Raw genomic sequence first — 15,569 nt, forward strand, 5'->3', positions numbered from 1 at the left:
ATGAGCGAGGACAGGACGACACCGGGCGAGGGCCCGGAAGAGGAGCGGAACACAGCGGGCGGGACCGGGAGCGGCGACGCTTCCCCGGCCCCCGGTGACGGCGTCACCGGGGGAGCCGACGGAACGGGGCGTGATGACGCGCGCCCCGGGGACGGTGCCCCCGCGGACACCGACGGGACTTTCGAGCCGCCCGCCGGGCCGCCGTCGCCGACCGGACGCGAGCGGCTGGTCCGCGGCCTGTGGCCACCGAGGGTGAACCGCAACCAACTCACCGTCGCGCTGTTGCTGTTCGTCCTCGGGCTGGGACTGGCCATCCAGGTCCGTTCCACCAGCGAGAGCGATCCGCTGCGTGGCGCGCGGCAGGAGGACCTGGTGCGGATCCTCGACGAGCTCGACAGCCGCACCGAGCGGCTGGAGGACGAGAAGCGGAGGCTGGAGGACCTCAAGTCGGAGCTGGAGAACAGTTCCGACCAGGCCGAGGAGGCCCGTCGGCAGACGCGGGAGAGGGCACGGCAACTCGGTGTGTTGGCGGGTACGGTCGCCGCCGAGGGGCCGGGTATCCACATGGTGGTGAACGACACGGTGGGCACGGTGGAGGCGCACATGCTCCTGGACGCCATCCAGGAACTGCGCGCCGCGGGCGCCGAGGCGATCGAGGTCAACGACGTCCGAGTGGTGACGAGCACGTACTTCACCGACAGCGACGGCGCCGTCAGGATCGACGGCCGTAGAGTGACCTCGCCGTACCGGTTCGAGGTCATCGGCAACCCCCAGGATCTCGAGCCGGCGCTCAACATCCCGGGCGGTGTCGTCCAGACCATGGAGAAAGAGCAGGCCACCGTGTCGATAACCCGATCAGAGAAGATCGTCGTGGATGCCTTGCGATCGGCGAAGCGACCTGACTACGCTCAGTCGCCGTCGCAGTGAGCCGGCACACGGAAGAAATCGGGGGGTCGGCGGGCTTGCCGGCCGGTGGATGAGGGAAACTGTCCGAAGGCCAGGGACGTTGTGAGGACGTCCGGTTCGGCCACTGTGAGCATCGAGGGTCTGTCCTGCCCCACGGGCGGGTCTGTTTCGTGCGAGGGGAATCGCCCGTGAGTTTTCTTGGGAAGTTGTTCGGCAAGCGTCAGAACGCCGGTGACGGTGCCAAGCACCGTGCGCCGCGCGGTGGCGAGGCTGCCGAGGACGCCGGGCGTCCGCTCTTCCGCGACGAAGTCGCTTCCGGCGGCAATTCGGGTGGTCACGGCCCTGTCGCTGTTGACCAGGGGACGCCCGGCCGCATAGGTTCCGAGGCACCATCAACCTCGGGTGCGGGCGGAGGAACTGACGTGCCGGTCTGTGCGAGGTGCGGGAGCCGAGCCGCCGAGGCGAGCCGGTTCTGCTCCAACTGCGGCGCGCCGCTGCGAGGCGGTGCACCGGCTTCGGAACGCGCCTCGGAGACGACCTCCACCATCTCGATCTCCGGCCTGGAGGCCTACGACTCCGAGATGACGGGGCAGACGGCGCTGCCGGCGCTCCCCCCGGAGGCCCAGGCGGCCGTGGAGGCGCTGCCGATGGGCTCGGCTCTGTTGGTGGTGCGCAGGGGGCCGAACTCCGGAAGTCGGTTCCTGCTCGACAGCGAGCTGACGACGGCCGGACGCCACCCCCAGAGCGACATCTTCCTCGACGACGTGACCGTCTCCCGGCGCCACGTGGAGTTCCGCCGCGGCCCGGACGGCCGGTTCACCGTCTCCGATGTCGGCAGCCTCAACGGCACGTACGTCAACCGTGAGCGGATCGACTCGGTCGTGCTCAACAACGGTGACGAGGTGCAGATCGGCAAGTACCGGCTGGTGTTCTTCGCGAGCCAGCGAACCGTCTGAACCGACCGCCCCGGGGGCGTCGCATGGTGCAATCCCGGTCCGGTGGTGCCCGCAGGGGCACCACCGCCGCCGAATCCGGTCCGATGAGCATCGGAGCGGTGCTCAATCTCCTGCGGGACGAGTTCCCCGAGGTGACGATCTCCAAGATTCGTTTCCTGGAGTCCGAGGGACTCGTGGAGCCGCAGCGGACCCCGTCGGGATACCGGAAGTTCGGCCCGGCCGATGTGGAGCGGCTCAGTCGGGTCCTGCGTCTCCAACGCGACCACTACCTGCCCCTGAAGGTGATCCGGGAGCAGCTCGACGCGCTCGACCGCGGTGAGGAGATCAGACTGCCCGGACCGGCGAAGCCGTCCGACGCCCTGGACCCGTTCGACCCGGTGGACGGGGACCGGGGCGCCGACGCGGACGGCGGGGGCGGGGCGAACGGCTCTGGCCGTCCCCGCACGACCCGGGTGGGCCGGGAGGAACTGCTCGCCGCCGCCGAGGCGGACGAGGAGCAACTGGCGGAGTGGGAGTCGTACGGCCTGATCGGGCCGGCTCGGGACGGGGGGTACGACGCCGAGGCGGTCACCATCGCCCGGATCGTCGCGGACCTGGGACGGTACGGCCTGGAACCACGCCATCTGAGGGTGGTGAAGGCTTCGGCCGAGCGCGAGGCCGGGCTGGTCGAACAGGTGGTCGCGCCGCTGAGGCGGCACCGGAATCCGCAGACCAGGGCCCATGCCGAGAGCACCGCGAGGGAGCTGGCGACGCTGGCGGTACGGCTCCACGCGGCCCTGGTGCAGTCGGCGCTGGGGGCCCGGCTCCACTGACGATCCGCCGTCCTTCGGGTCCGGTTCGAACAGGCCGGAGGGTGTCCGACTACCCAAAGGGGGCGGGCACGTCCTAGGGTTGCTGTGTGAACGAGCTCGACGTTGTGGGTGTCCGGGTCGAAATGCCCTCCAACCAACCGATCGTTCTCCTGCGAGAAGTGGGGGGCGACCGTTATCTCCCCATCTGGATCGGTCCGGGTGAGGCGACTGCCATCGCCTTCGCCCAGCAGGGCATGACGCCCGCCCGCCCGCTGACCCATGACCTGTTCAAGGACGTCCTGGAGGCGGTCGGCCAGGAACTCACCGCCGTGCGGATCACGGACCTGAGAGAGGGTGTCTTCTACGCCGAACTGGTCTTCGCCAGCGGCGTCGAGGTCAGCGCACGGCCGTCCGACGCCATAGCGCTGGCCCTGCGCACCGGGACGCCGATCTACGGCAGCGACGGTGTGCTGGACGACGCGGGGATCGCGATCCCGGACGAGCAGGAGGACGAGGTGGAGAAGTTCCGCGAGTTCCTCGACCAGATCTCACCGGAGGACTTCGGGACCAGTAACCAGTGAGCCTGTCCGGCGCCGGGCCATTCGGGCACCCATTCCCGAGGGCGGGACACGCTAAACCACTCTTTGGGTGATTATCACTCGGCGTGCCGAGTGTGGCGATCGTTGACGCACCCCGAGTGACTGCCTACCGTCGATTGGGCAGGTCCCGGGCACATCCGCGGGACGCGAAGGACGGAGGGTCGGCGTGAGAAGCACCGGCGACAGTAGCGCGGCGGGCGATCCGTATCCGTTGCACGGGTCCTCCATACGGCCCACCGCCCAGTCCGCCACCGCGGTCCGGGACACCGCCTCCGAGCGGATCGGATACCGCGGCCCCACGGCGTGCGCCGCCGCGGGCATCACCTACCGGCAGCTGGACTACTGGGCCCGTACGGGGCTGGTCGAGCCCAGCATCCGTCCGGCGTACGGCTCCGGCACGCAGCGGCTCTACAGCTTCCGCGACGTGGTCGTCCTCAAGATCGTCAAGCGGCTCCTGGACGCCGGGGTGTCCTTGCAGAACATCCGCGCGGCGGTGCGGCACCTGCGCTCGCGGGGGCTCGACGACCTGGCGCGGATGACGTTGATGAGCGACGGTGCGACGGTCTACGAGTGCACCTCGCCGGACGAGGTCGTCGACCTCCTCCAGGGCGGCCAGGGCGTCTTCGGGATCGCCGTCGGTGTGGTGCGGAGGGACGTCGAGGCGGCCCTGTCGCGTCTCCACGCCGAGCGGATCGACACCGGGGAGACCCTGCTGGGGGAGAATCCCGCCGACGAACTGGCGCGGCGTCGCAACCGGGCGGGTTGACCGAGCGGCCGGCCCGCCGGGCCCCTTCGACCGCCGGAGTGAGGGAGGGGCGTCGCGGCCGTTGTCAGTGGCGTGGGGCAGCATCACGGGTGTGAGAAGGGCACCGACGGTCCTGCACCTGGACATGGACGCGTTCTACGCCGCGGTGGAGCAGGCGACCAAACCCAGCCTGCGCGGTAAGCCGGTCGTCGTCGGCGGCCTCGGCCCACGTGGAGTGGTCGCCACCGCCTCCTACGAGGCCCGGGTCTTCGGTGTCCACTCGGCGATGCCGACGGCCCAGGCGCGGCGGCTCTGCCCGAACGCGGCCTACCTCAACCCCCGCTTCGGCCTCTACCGCCGGGTGAGCGAGGTGGTGATGGGGCTGCTGCGCGAACTGTCGCCCCTGGTGGAGCCGCTTAGCCTGGACGAGGCATTCGTCGATCTGGAGGCGGGGGACACCGGTCCGCCGGCGGGGGAGTGGTCGGCCGCGGACGCCCGCGCGGTCGGCGAGCGGCTGCGCCGGGACATCCGGACCGCCACCGGGCTGTCCGGCTCGGTCGGGCTGGCCGGATCGAAGATGCTCGCCAAGGTCGCCTCCGAGCAGGCCAAACCCGACGGGCTGGTGATGGTCCCGCCCGGCACCGAGCGCGCCCTGCTGGCACCGATGCCGGTGCGTACGCTGCCGGGCGTGGGCCCCGCCACCGGCCAGACGCTGCGCCGGGCCGGGATAACCACCGTGGGGGAGGCCGCCGAGGCCGGGGAGGCCGAGCTGGTGCGGCTGCTGGGCCGGGCACACGGCGCGGCGCTGCACCTGATGGCCCTGGGAGTCGACGAGCGGCCGGTGGTCGCCGAGCGCGACGCCAAGTCGGTCTCGGTCGAGGACACCTTCGACGTCGACCTCACCGACCGCACGCGGATCCACGCGGAGATCGCGCGACTCGCCGACCGGTGCGTCGAGCGACTGCGGGGGGCGGGGCGCTCCGGGCGCACGGTGGTGGTCAAGGTGCGCAACTACGACTTCACCACCCTCACCCGTTCCGAGACGCTGCGCGGTCCGACGGACGATCCGGCCGTCGTCCGGGAAGCCGCGGCCCGGCTCATCGAAGGAGTGGACACCACCGCCGGCGTACGGCTGCTGGGGGTGGGCGTGAGCGGTCTGGTCGGCTTCGCGCAGGAGGACCTGTTCGCGCAGACCGCGGCCCTGGCCCCGAACGGGGAGGGGACGGCCGCTCCCGACGCGGCACGGCCGCCGGGCCCCACCTCCCCGTCGGAGGCGGCCCCGGCGGCCGGGGAGACGGTGGGGCACCGGCTGCCGCCCGGTCGGGACGTGCGGCACGCACGGTACGGACCGGGCTGGGTGCAGGGCAGTGGTCTGGGACGGGTCACGGTGCGCTTCGAGGGGCCCGGCACACCGCCGGGCCGGGTGCGCACCTTCGCGCTGGACGACCCGGAACTGGAACTCTCCGAGCCGCTTTTGCCCTGGGAGGGGACGTCGGGCGGACGGTCGGACGGTCAGCGCTCCGAGCCCGCGATCCGTCCGAAGGACATGTTCTCGTCGGACACGGGAGCACCGGTGTCCGACGTGTCCAGGCCGTAGTGGTGGTAGAGCCGGAGCTCCTGTTCGGGGGAGAGGTGGCGGCCCACGCCGAAGTCCGGTGCCTCCTTGACCAGGGCACGTTCAAAGGGCACTCGGAGCACCCCGTCCACCACCTCGCTGGGCTCCAGGGGCACGAAGGCGTCACGGCTGAAGAACCCGGTGCGCACCGCCGCCCACTCCGGAACGCCGGTGGCGTCGTCGAGGTACACCTCGTCCACGGTGCCTATCTTCCGCCCGTCACGGTCGAGCGTCCTGAGGCCTATCAGGTTGCGGGGGTCGATGTCGGTCTGCACGGCGGTCCCTCCAACTCCTCGTCCGGGAAACACCTGCTCGAAAACGGTTGCCACAAACAACCAAACGGCACATTCGGCCCATCGGCCACTCGGAGGGGCCCCCGCGACCGCCGTCGGGTTCATCCCCGTAACGCGCTGGTAGGCTCTGAAGTGGCTGTTGACCCCGAGCGGGAGAGTCCTTCGGCGAGACGCCGGAGGCGCCGAAGGAGCAAATCCTCCCCGGAATCTCTCAGGCTCACGTACCGCGCGGGCGAGGTCACTCTGGAAAGCAGGGCGGGTCACGGGCGACGAGCCGCGGCCCCTCCTCACCGACGGTGAAAGCCGGGCCGCGGGCGCGGGCCGGTGAAGCTCTCAGGTCGAGATGACAGAGGGGGAGGCCGTCAGGGCACCCGCGCCGTGGTGCCCCTCGCAGGTCGCACAGACCAGGAGGCCTCCGCAGATGACAGCAGACCGCACCTCCCGTACCGCTTCCCTCGCCGAGTTGGAGCGGGGCAGGCCCTTCGAGGAGCGCCACATCGGCCCCGACGCCGGCGAGCAGGCCAAGATGCTCGCCCAGGTCGGCTACGGGTCGCTCGACGAACTGACCGCCGCCGCGGTGCCCGAGGTGATCAGGAGCACCGAGGCGCTGCGGCTGCCCGAGGCCCGCGGCGAGGCGGAGGTCCTCGACGAACTGCGCTCCCTGGCCCGGCGCAACCGGGTGCTGGACTCGATGATCGGCCTGGGGTACTACGGCACCTTCACCCCGCCGGTCATCCTGCGCAACGTCCTGGAGAACCCGGCCTGGTACACCGCCTACACCCCCTACCAGCCGGAGATCTCCCAGGGGCGCCTGGAGGCGCTGCTGAACTTCCAGACCGTGGTCGCCGACCTGACCGGCCTGCCCACCGCCGGCGCCTCGCTGCTGGACGAGGGCACCGCCGCGGCCGAGGCCATGGCCCTGTCCCGGCGCGTCGGCAAGGTCAAGGAAGGCGTCTTCCTGATCGACGCCGACTGCCTGCCCCAGACGATCGCCGTCATCGAGACCCGCGCCGAGCCCACCGGGGTCGAGGTCGTCGTCGCCGACCTGTCGGACGGCATCCCCGCCGACGCCGCCGAGCGCGGCGTCTTCGGTGTGCTCCTGCAGTACCCGGGCGCCTCGGGCGCCGTGCGGGACCTGCGGCCGGTGATCGGGCAGGCGCACGAGCTGGGCGCGGTCGTCACCGTCGCCGCCGACCTGCTCGCCCTCACCCTGCTGACCTCCCCCGGCGAGCTGGGCGCCGATATCGCGGTGGGTTCCAGTCAGCGCTTCGGCGTGCCGATGGGCTTCGGCGGACCGCACGCCGGCTTCATGGCGGTGCGCGAGAAGTTCGCGCGGAACCTGCCCGGCCGGCTGGTCGGCGTCTCGGTGGACGCCGACGGCACCACCGCCTACCGCCTGGCCCTCCAGACGCGCGAGCAGCACATCCGTCGCGAGAAGGCCACCAGCAACATCTGCACCGCCCAGGTGCTGCTCGCCGTGATGGCCTCCATGTACGCCGTGTACCACGGCCCCGACGGACTGGCCGCCATCGCCCGCCGGACCCACCGCCACGCCGCCGTCCTGGCCCAGGGGTTGCGCGCCGGCGGGGTGGAGGTCGTGCACGACACGTTCTTCGACACCGTCACCGCGCGGGTGCCGGGGCGGGCCGCCGAGGTCGTCGCCGCGGCCCGCGAGGCCGGGGTCAACCTGCGGCAGACCGACGCCGACCACGTCGGCGTCGCCTGTGACGAGACCACCGGACGCGACCGGCTCGCCGCGGTGTGGGGAGCCTTCGGGGTCTCCGCCACGGCCGCGGACGTCGAGGCGTTGGACGAGGCCGCCGGGGAGGTCCTGCCCGCCGGGCTGCTGCGCACCGACGACTACCTGACCCACCCCGTCTTCCACCGGTACCGCTCCGAGACGGCGATGCTGCGCTACCTGCGCCGCCTGGCCGACCGTGACTACGCGCTGGACCGCGGCATGATCCCGCTGGGCTCGTGCACGATGAAGCTCAACGCCACCACCGAGATGGAGCCGATCACCTGGCCCGAGTTCGGCGGTCTGCACCCCTTCGCCCCCATCGACCAGGCCGAGGGCTACCTGACGCTGATCCGTGAGCTGGAGGAGCGACTGGCGGAGGTCACCGGCTACGACAAGGTCTCCCTCCAGCCCAATGCCGGATCGCAGGGCGAGCTGGCGGGCCTGCTGGCAGTGCGGGCGTACCACCGCGCGAACGGCGACGAGCGGCGCACCGTCTGCCTGATCCCGTCCTCCGCGCACGGCACCAACGCCGCCAGCGCCGTGATGGCCGGGATGAGGGTCGTGGTGGTGAAGACGGGCGAGAACGGCGACGTGGACGTCGACGACCTGCGGGCCAAGATCGACAAGCACCGCGAGGAGCTCGCGGTGCTGATGGTCACCTATCCCTCCACCCACGGCGTGTTCGAGGAGCACATCACCGACATCTGCGCCGCCGTGCACGAGGCGGGCGGCCAGGTCTACGTCGACGGCGCCAACCTCAACGCGCTGGTCGGTCTGGCCCGGCCGGGGACGTTCGGAGCGGACGTCTCCCACCTGAACCTGCACAAGACCTTCTGCATCCCGCACGGCGGCGGCGGCCCGGGCGTCGGCCCGGTGGCGGTGCGCGCCCACCTCGCGCCGTACCTGCCCAACCACCCGCTCCAGCCCGACGCCGGCCCCGAGACGGGCGTGGGGCCGATCTCGGCGGCCCCGTGGGGTTCGGCGGGCATCCTGCCGATCTCCTGGGCGTACCTGCGGCTGATGGGCGCCGAGGGGCTGCGCCGCGCCACCCAGGTGGCCGTGCTCGGCGCCAACTACGTCGCCAGGCGTCTGGAGCCGCACTACCCGGTGCTCTACACCGGTCCGGGCGGACTGGTGGCGCACGAGTGCATCATCGACGTCCGTCCGCTGACCAAGGCCACCGGGGTCAGCATCGACGACGTGGCCAAGCGGCTGATCGACTACGGCTTCCACGCTCCGACGATGTCCTTCCCCGTGGCCGGGACGCTGATGATCGAGCCCACCGAGAGCGAGGACCTGGCGGAGCTGGACCGCTTCTGCGACGCCATGATCGCGATTCGGGCCGAGATCGAGAAGGTCGCCTCGGGCGAGTGGAGCGCGGAGGACAACCCGCTGCGCAACGCACCGCACACGTCGGCACAGCTCGCCGGCGAGTGGCCGCACCCCTACGGACGCGAGGAAGCCGCCTTCCCCGAGGGCGTCTCGGCGGCCGACAAGTACTGGCCCCCGGTCCGGCGCATCGACGGTGCCTACGGCGACCGCAACCTCGTGTGCTCCTGCCCCTCGCCGGAGGCGTACGAGAGCTGACCCGACCGTCCGGTTCCACCCGGTCCGCCGCGCCGGTGCCCGGAAGAACCGGAAGAACCGGAAGAACCAGAAGAAGGGGAAACGGTGGGCGCCCCGGCCGAACCGGCCGGGGCGCCCACCGCTCGTGGAAGCGCGGGCCCGTCGCCGGGCTCCGCCTGCGCGTCAGGCGGGAGTGCCCAACAGGGGAGGGGCGGGGGGCACCAGGCGTCGGGCCAGCACGGGCAGCAGACCGTCGACGCGGTGCGGCCGGTGCGCGGCGATTCCCGGCGGTGCCGGAGCCAGCGGCACCAGCAGGTCGGAGGAGGCGGGAGAGCCGCCGGCGGCGTCGGCCTCCGTGTCACCGTGCAGCCACAGCGCCATCATGTACAGCTCGGGCATGGAGAGCAGCCGCGGCTGGTACGTCACCGGCAGCGTGTCGGCCCGCGCCAGCGCGGTCTCGGTGGAGGTGACGAAGGGGCCTTCGCAGAAGTGCGAGAACGTCCAACCGTCCGCGGTGAGCATGGCCTCGGCGGCGCCCACCGTGCCCTGCGCGTCCCGCAGCAGGAAGCGCCAGCCGGTCAGTCGAACGCGAGGCGGGCCGGCCGCGGCCGTGATCCCGTCCAGCACGTGGAGGGGCAGGGGGAGGGCCGGCTGTACGGACCCCTTCCGGGCCTGGGGGCCCGGAGGGGTGAACGTGCCGCGGAGGCCGGTGGGAGAACCGAGGGCCGCGTGCACGCTGCGCAGTGCGGGTGCCGGGGCCGGTTGGACACGCAGGGGCATGGTGGGTCGCCTCTCGCTCGGAGACACGGTGGTGCTCGGCTGGCGCGGACGGCGCTGTCGGCGTACGGGGAGGCCGCGAAGAGGGCCGGAGTGAGGGACGCGGCGGATCCGCGCCCACCGAGGGACGCCTCTCCCGCCGCTTTGGGAAGTTTATACGACGGGTGTTCGGCCGAGGTTTCGGCTAGCTGTCCCGCATGTTACCGGCAAGAGGTCATCAGGGCGTTTTGCAACGGTGTTTCGCCTGCGATTTCCCGGGCAATAGGCTGCTGACCTGGAAGGTGACCGGCCATGCGGTCGGCCGTATCTTTTCGGTTTTTTCCACGAGTCACCGTCGTGATGCCGACGGTGACGCCGTATGCCTGCGGAATGTGCCCGGCGAAAGCCTGACTCCAGGATACCGGTCCTCACTGTCGCACGAGGCGTTATCTCCCGCATCCGCGGGGCATCATCCGGGCACGGTCCATTAGAGGAGGGACGCACCGATGGGCGAGAAGGTCGAGGCCAGTGGGTTCGCCCTGTCCGATCGCCGGCGGTATCGGGAGAAGCACCGCCGATGTCTCCAGGGGCTGCGGCGGATGCTGGACGAACAGCGCTTCGACCGGCCCCGCGACCTCATGGGGTTGGAGATCGAACTGAACCTCGCGGATGCCGAGGGCATGCCCCGAATGATGAACCTGGAGGTTCTGGAACGCATCGCGAGCCGCGATTTCCAGACGGAACTGGGGCAGTTCAATCTGGAGGTCAACGTCCTTCCGCACCGGATGTCCGGACGGGTGCTGGACCAACTCGCCGAGGAACTGCGCACCGGCCTGGCATACGCCGATCGCAAAGCCGGCGAGGTCGATGCGCGCATCGTGATGATCGGCATTCTGCCGACGCTCACCGGGGACGACCTGGTGTCCGCGAACCTCACCGCCGTCGATCGCTACACCCTGCTGAACGACCAGATCATGACCGGCCGTGGCGAGGAGGTCGTCCTCGACATCGAGGGCGTGGAACACCTGCGGTACGCCTCGGCGTCCATCGCCCCGGAGGCGGCCTGCACCTCCGTGCAGCTCCACCTCCAGGTGACGCCCGGCCGTTTCGCCGACGTGTGGAACGCGGCCCAGGTCGTCTCGGCCGTCCAGGTCGCGGTGGGCGCCAACTCGCCCTTCCTCTTCGGCCGCGAACTGTGGCGCGAGTCCCGGCCCCCGCTCTTCCTGCAGGCCACCGACACCAGGTCGCCGGAGCTGGTCGCCCAGGGGGTGCGGCCGCGCACCTGGTTCGGGGAACGGTGGATCACCTCGGCGTACGAGTTGTTCGAGGAGAACGCCCGGTACTTCCCGCCCCTGCTGCCCGTCTGCGACGACGAGGACCCGCTGGAGGTGCTGGACGCCGGCGGCATCCCCTCGCTGGGGGAGATGAACCTGCTCAACGGCACCGTCTACCGCTGGAACCGGCCGGTGTACGGCGTGGCGGACGGGGTGCCGCACCTGAGGGTGGAGAACAGGGTGCTGCCCGCCGGGCCCACCGTCACCGACGTCCTGGCCAACACCGCCCTGTACTACGGCCTGGTGCGCTCGCTGGCGGACGAGTCGCGGCCGGTGTGGAACCGCATGCCGTTCTCCGCGGCGGCCGAGAACTTCGACACCGCCTGTCGCCACGGCATCGACGCCCGGTTGTGGTGGCCGCGCGGGCGGGGCGGTTCGCTCTCGGCCGTGCCCGTGGACCGGCTGGTGCTGGAGGAGCTGCTGCCGCTGGCCGCCGAGGGCCTGGACACCTGGGGGGTCGAGCCCGGGGACCGGGACCGCTGCCTGTCGGTCATCGAGGAGCGCTGCCGGCACCGCGTCAACGGCGCCTCCTGGCAGGCCGACACCTACCACCGGGCCCTGGAGAGCGGCCTGGATCGGGAGAAGGCACTGGCGGCGACGGTCCGCCGCTACTGCGAGCTGGCGCGCACCGGGGAGCCGGTGCACGGTTGGCCGGTGGGCGTGTAGGTCCCCTCCGCCCGGGGCGGGGCCCGACCGGCTCCGGGGCCCGTCCCCCGCCCCGCCCCGCCCCGCCCCCGCCGTCCGTCTCCGGTACCGGTCGGGCAAGCTGTCCCCGTACCGCGTGGGCGGGCGAGGGCCCGCGCGGTTCGGAAGGCCGACCGGGAGACGGAGTGCGGGTACGGATGTGGGACGACGACGGACGCGGTCGGGAGCGCGGCGCACGGGGAAGGGAGGCCGACGACGAGACCCTCGCGTCGCGCCGGATCCTGGGACGCGAGACGCTGATCGTCCTGGCGCTGTCGCTGGGAGCGAGCGGTCTGTCGGCGCTCATCGGCTTCGTCGGGGCGTTGACCCGGCCGGGCGGACTGAAGGACCAGGCCGCCCGGCTCAACGGCTCCCACGCCCCCGACCGCCCCTGGCTGGACCTGGCCTGGCAGGTGTTCGGCATCGCCACCGCCCTGGTGCCGGTGCTGCTCGTCGCCCACCTCCTCACCCGCGAGCCCCCGAACGGCGGAGGCAGCGGACCGGGACTGCGGGGGATCGGCCTCGACCTGCGCCGTCCCGGTTCCGACCTGGCCCGCGGCGCGGTGGTCGCCGCGGGCATCGGAGGCAGCGGACTGCTGTTCTACCTGGCCGCGCGGGCGAGCGGCTTCAACCTCACCGTGGTGCCCGAGTCGCTGCCGGACGTGTGGTGGAAGATCCCGGTCCTGATCGCCTCGGCGATCCAGAACTCCGTGGTGGAGGAGGTCATCGTCGTCGGCTACCTGCTGCGCAGGCTCGACCGACTGGGCTGGACGCCGACGGCCGCGCTGGCCGCCAGTTCGCTGCTGCGCGGTTCGTACCACCTCTACCAGGGGATCGGTGGCTTCGTCGGGAACGTGGTGATGGGCGTGGTGTTCGTTCTGCTGTACCGGCGGTGGGGGCGGGTCGGCCCGCTGGTCGCGGCGCACGCCCTGATCGACATCGTGGCGTTCGTCGGGTACGCGCTGCTGGCCGGCCGGGTGGGCTGGCTCCCCACGGCCTGACGTCCGCCCGGCCACCGGGCGGACGTACCGGCGGCCTCCTCGGCACGGCCCGGCGTCGGCGGGTCACGGCCCGATGAGCAGGTCACCGTCGATGACGGTGACGGCGTCGCCGGTCAGCAGCGTCCGGTCGCCGCGCAGTGCGGTGCGGACCAGGCCGGTGCGGGGCGACGCCTGGAGGCCGGTCAGCTCCTCGCGGCCCAGACGCGCCGACCACAGGGGGGCGAGCGCGGTGTGGGCGCTTCCGGTCACCGGGTCCTCGTCGATGCCGACGGCCGGACCGAAGAAGCGGGACACGTAGTCGTAGGGGACGCCCTCCTCGGCCGCGGGAGCGGTGACGATGACGCCCCGGTGGTCCAGCCGCGCCACGGCGGACAGGTCGGGGGACAGGGCGCGCACGGTCTTCTCGTCGGCCAGCTCCACCAGCAGGTCGCCCACGTTGGGGCCGGTGTCGTGGGCGGAGAGCACGTCGGCGCCCAGGGCCGCGCGGACGTCGTCGTCCACCTCGACCTCGGTGAGCGGGGCGGTGGGGAAGTCCAGGGTGACCGAGCCGTCGGCCGCCGTGGTCGCGGTGAGGATGCCGCTGCGGGTGGCGAACCGGACGGTGCCGCTCGCAGCGCCGGTGGAGTGCAGGACGTGGGCGGTGGCGAGCGTGGCGTGGCCGCAGAGGTTGACCTCGGTGGTGGGGGTGAACCAGCGCAGTGCCCAGTCGGCCTCCGAGTCCTCCGGCAGCGGGCGGGCGTACGCGGTCTCGGAGAGGTTGACCTCGGCCGCGAGTCTCTGGAGCCGGTCGTCACCGGGGAACGGCCCCGAGTCCAGGAGTACGACGGCGGCCGGGTTGCCGGTGAAGGGACGGTCGGTGAACGCGTCGACGATGCGAATCCTCATGATCGTCAGCCTAGGAGCGTCCCACGGGGAGGACCACGGCCAAAGGCGGTCGAGTGGCCTCCGAATGGCCCCGCCGACGTCCCGCCGCCCCGGGCGTTTCCCCACCGTTCCTCGGTCGTTCCCCTGCCCGTCGTCGTCCGTCCCCCTCCACCTCCGCGCACCCGAGCGGGAAGGCGAAGGCGAGACACGGACACCCCGCCGGAGACGGCGCGGTGCGCCGCCACCGGCACCGCTGCCCGCGCGCCTATCCTGGCCGACGCCCGACGTCGCGCCGGGGCGGCTGTCACCCGTACGGCGGACGGACGGGCCCGCACCCGTACCGCGTCCGACTGGAGGTCATCGGATGGACCGCGACACCACGACGACGGCGGGGAGGAGAGGGCCGGACCCGCGGCGCCGTCTCCCCCGCACGGACACGGTGCTCGCCGACCCCCGTCTGACCGATGCCGCCGACCGGCTGGGCCGCCCCCTGGTGAAGACGGTCGTCGTCCGCGCCCTGGAACGGGCCCGCAGGGGCGAGATTCCGCCGGAGGCCGTCACCGACGCCGCGGCCGCGGCCCTCCCGGAGACGGTCGGGGGCCTGCGCCCGGTGGTCAACGCCACCGGCGTCCTGCTCCACACCAACCTCGGGCGCGCTCCGTTGTCGAGAGCCGCGCGGGAGGCGATCGACGCCGCCTGCGGCCCCACCGACGTGGAACTCGACCTGGCCACCGGCGCCCGCTCCCGGCGCGGCGCCTCGACCGTGGCGGCCCTGACCGAGGCCGTACCGGCCGCCGAGGCCGCCCACGTGGTGGGCAACGGGGCCGCCGCGCTCGTCCTGGCGGCCACCGCGCTCGCGGCGGGCAAGGAGATCGTCGTCAGTCGGGGCGAGATGGTCGAGATCGGCGACGGGTTCCGCCTGCCGGACCTGTTGGTCTCCACCGGCGCCCGGCTGCGCGAGGTCGGCACCACCAACCGCACCACCGCCGACGACTACGCGGCGGCGATCGGTCCCGACACGGGCTTCGTGTTGAAGGTGCACCCCTCCAACTTCCGCATCACCGGCTTCACCCGGTCGGCCTCCGTCGCCGAACTGTCCCGCCTCGGCGTTCCGGTGGTCGCCGACATCGGCTCCGGACTGCTGCGCCGCGATCCCGCGCTGCCCGACGAGCCGGACGCCACCGGTTGGCTGCGCGCGGGCGCGTCCCTGGTCACGGCCAGCGGCGACAAGCTGCTGGGCGGCCCCCAGTGCGGCCTGATCCTCGGCCGGGCCGACCTCGTGCGCCGCCTGTCGCGCCATCCCCTCGCCCGGGCACTGCGCGTCGACAAGCTCACCCTGGCGGCCCTGGAGGCCACCGTGCGCGGCCCGGCCGGCCCCGTCCACACCATGCTGCACGCCGATCCCCGACGCCTGCGGGAACGCGCCGAACGCCTGGCCGCCGAGCTGCGCGGCTCGGACGTCGACGCCCGGGCCGTGGAGAGCGAGGCCGCAGTCGGCGGCGGCGGTGCCCCCGGTGTCACGCTGCCCAGCGCGGCCGTCTCCCTGCCCGAGGAGTACGCCGCGCCCCTGCGGCGGGGCACTCCCGCCGTACTGGGCAGGGTCGAGGGCGGACGCTGCCTGCTGGACCTGCGCACCGTTCCCGAGGAACGGGACGCCGACCTGGCCGACACGGTGCGGCGGGCGGGCACGTCCGCCGCTGCTCGTGAGAAGGAGTGAA

The 15,569-nt window shown here is 72.4% G+C and carries 13 protein-coding genes and 2 riboswitches; of the genes, 10 read left to right on the forward strand and 3 right to left on the reverse strand.

Going from position 1 to position 15,569, the window contains the following annotated elements; translation table 11 throughout:
* The 6 genes from F0L17_RS23745 (at window position 1) to F0L17_RS23770 (ending at window position 5,594) form a co-directional block, all read left to right on the forward strand.
* Window positions 1-927, forward strand: a complete 927-nt coding sequence (locus F0L17_RS23745; RefSeq protein ID WP_155072635.1) for a DUF881 domain-containing protein — start codon at window positions 1-3, stop codon at window positions 925-927.
* Window positions 928-1,052: 125 nt separating this feature from the next.
* Window positions 1,053-1,862, forward strand: a complete 810-nt coding sequence (locus F0L17_RS27820) for an FHA domain-containing protein (RefSeq protein WP_420802480.1) — start codon at window positions 1,053-1,055, stop codon at window positions 1,860-1,862.
* 23 nt (window positions 1,863-1,885) lie between these two features.
* Window positions 1,886-2,674, forward strand: a complete 789-nt coding sequence (gene ftsR, locus F0L17_RS23755) for a transcriptional regulator FtsR (RefSeq protein WP_155072637.1) — start codon at window positions 1,886-1,888, stop codon at window positions 2,672-2,674.
* An 86-nt stretch (window positions 2,675-2,760) separates the two neighbouring features.
* Window positions 2,761-3,234: a bifunctional nuclease family protein gene (locus F0L17_RS23760; protein ID WP_093658537.1), complete on the forward strand. Its 474-nt coding sequence runs from the start codon at window positions 2,761-2,763 to the stop codon at window positions 3,232-3,234.
* A gap of 184 nt (window positions 3,235-3,418) precedes the next feature.
* Window positions 3,419-4,018 (forward strand): MerR family transcriptional regulator, encoded by a 600-nt coding sequence (locus F0L17_RS23765; protein ID WP_162466625.1) that lies wholly within the window; start codon window positions 3,419-3,421, stop codon window positions 4,016-4,018.
* Between the two features lie 91 nt (window positions 4,019-4,109).
* Entirely contained in the window at window positions 4,110-5,594 is a 1,485-nt protein-coding gene (locus F0L17_RS23770; RefSeq protein ID WP_162466626.1) for a DNA polymerase IV, read from the forward strand.
* Here the strand turns inward: F0L17_RS23770 and F0L17_RS23775 are convergent.
* A complete protein-coding gene (locus tag F0L17_RS23775) occupies window positions 5,510-5,887 on the reverse strand; it encodes a PRC-barrel domain-containing protein (protein ID WP_338018194.1) in 378 nt (125 codons plus the stop codon). The genes F0L17_RS23770 and F0L17_RS23775 overlap by 85 nt on opposite strands.
* A gap of 158 nt (window positions 5,888-6,045) precedes the next feature.
* Window positions 6,046-6,142, forward strand: a riboswitch (glycine riboswitch).
* 1 nt (window position 6,143) lies between these two features.
* Window positions 6,144-6,262, forward strand: a riboswitch (glycine riboswitch).
* Between the two features lie 64 nt (window positions 6,263-6,326).
* On the opposite strand from F0L17_RS23775, the gene gcvP reads away from it, so the two are divergent.
* Window positions 6,327-9,233: an aminomethyl-transferring glycine dehydrogenase gene (gene gcvP, locus F0L17_RS23780; protein WP_155072639.1), complete on the forward strand. Its 2,907-nt coding sequence runs from the start codon at window positions 6,327-6,329 to the stop codon at window positions 9,231-9,233.
* Between the two features lie 162 nt (window positions 9,234-9,395).
* Here the strand turns inward: gcvP and F0L17_RS23785 are convergent, their stop codons facing one another.
* Entirely contained in the window at window positions 9,396-9,992 is a 597-nt protein-coding gene (locus F0L17_RS23785; RefSeq protein ID WP_155072640.1) for a hypothetical protein, read from the reverse strand.
* Between the two features lie 482 nt (window positions 9,993-10,474).
* Between F0L17_RS23785 and F0L17_RS23790 the strand changes: the two genes are divergently transcribed.
* A complete protein-coding gene (locus F0L17_RS23790; protein ID WP_155072641.1) occupies window positions 10,475-11,968 on the forward strand; it encodes a glutamate-cysteine ligase family protein in 1,494 nt (497 codons plus the stop codon).
* Between the two features lie 176 nt (window positions 11,969-12,144).
* A complete protein-coding gene (locus tag F0L17_RS23795) occupies window positions 12,145-12,987 on the forward strand; it encodes a CPBP family intramembrane glutamic endopeptidase (protein WP_155074117.1) in 843 nt (280 codons plus the stop codon).
* 63 nt (window positions 12,988-13,050) lie between these two features.
* On the opposite strand, the gene F0L17_RS23800 is transcribed toward F0L17_RS23795, so the two are convergent.
* Window positions 13,051-13,872, reverse strand: a complete 822-nt coding sequence (locus F0L17_RS23800) for a PhzF family phenazine biosynthesis protein (protein WP_155072642.1) — start codon at window positions 13,870-13,872, stop codon at window positions 13,051-13,053.
* A gap of 343 nt (window positions 13,873-14,215) precedes the next feature.
* On the opposite strand from F0L17_RS23800, the gene selA reads away from it, so the two are divergent.
* Window positions 14,216-15,568 carry an L-seryl-tRNA(Sec) selenium transferase gene (gene selA, locus F0L17_RS23805; protein ID WP_155072643.1) on the forward strand — a complete coding sequence of 451 codons (1,353 nt, stop codon included), beginning with the start codon at window positions 14,216-14,218 and terminating at the stop codon, window positions 15,566-15,568.
* Window position 15,569: the final 1 nt, after the last annotated feature.

Source organism: Streptomyces taklimakanensis (assembly GCF_009709575.1).
In the GTDB taxonomy this organism is placed as follows: Bacteria; Actinomycetota; Actinomycetes; order Streptomycetales; family Streptomycetaceae; genus Streptomyces; species Streptomyces taklimakanensis.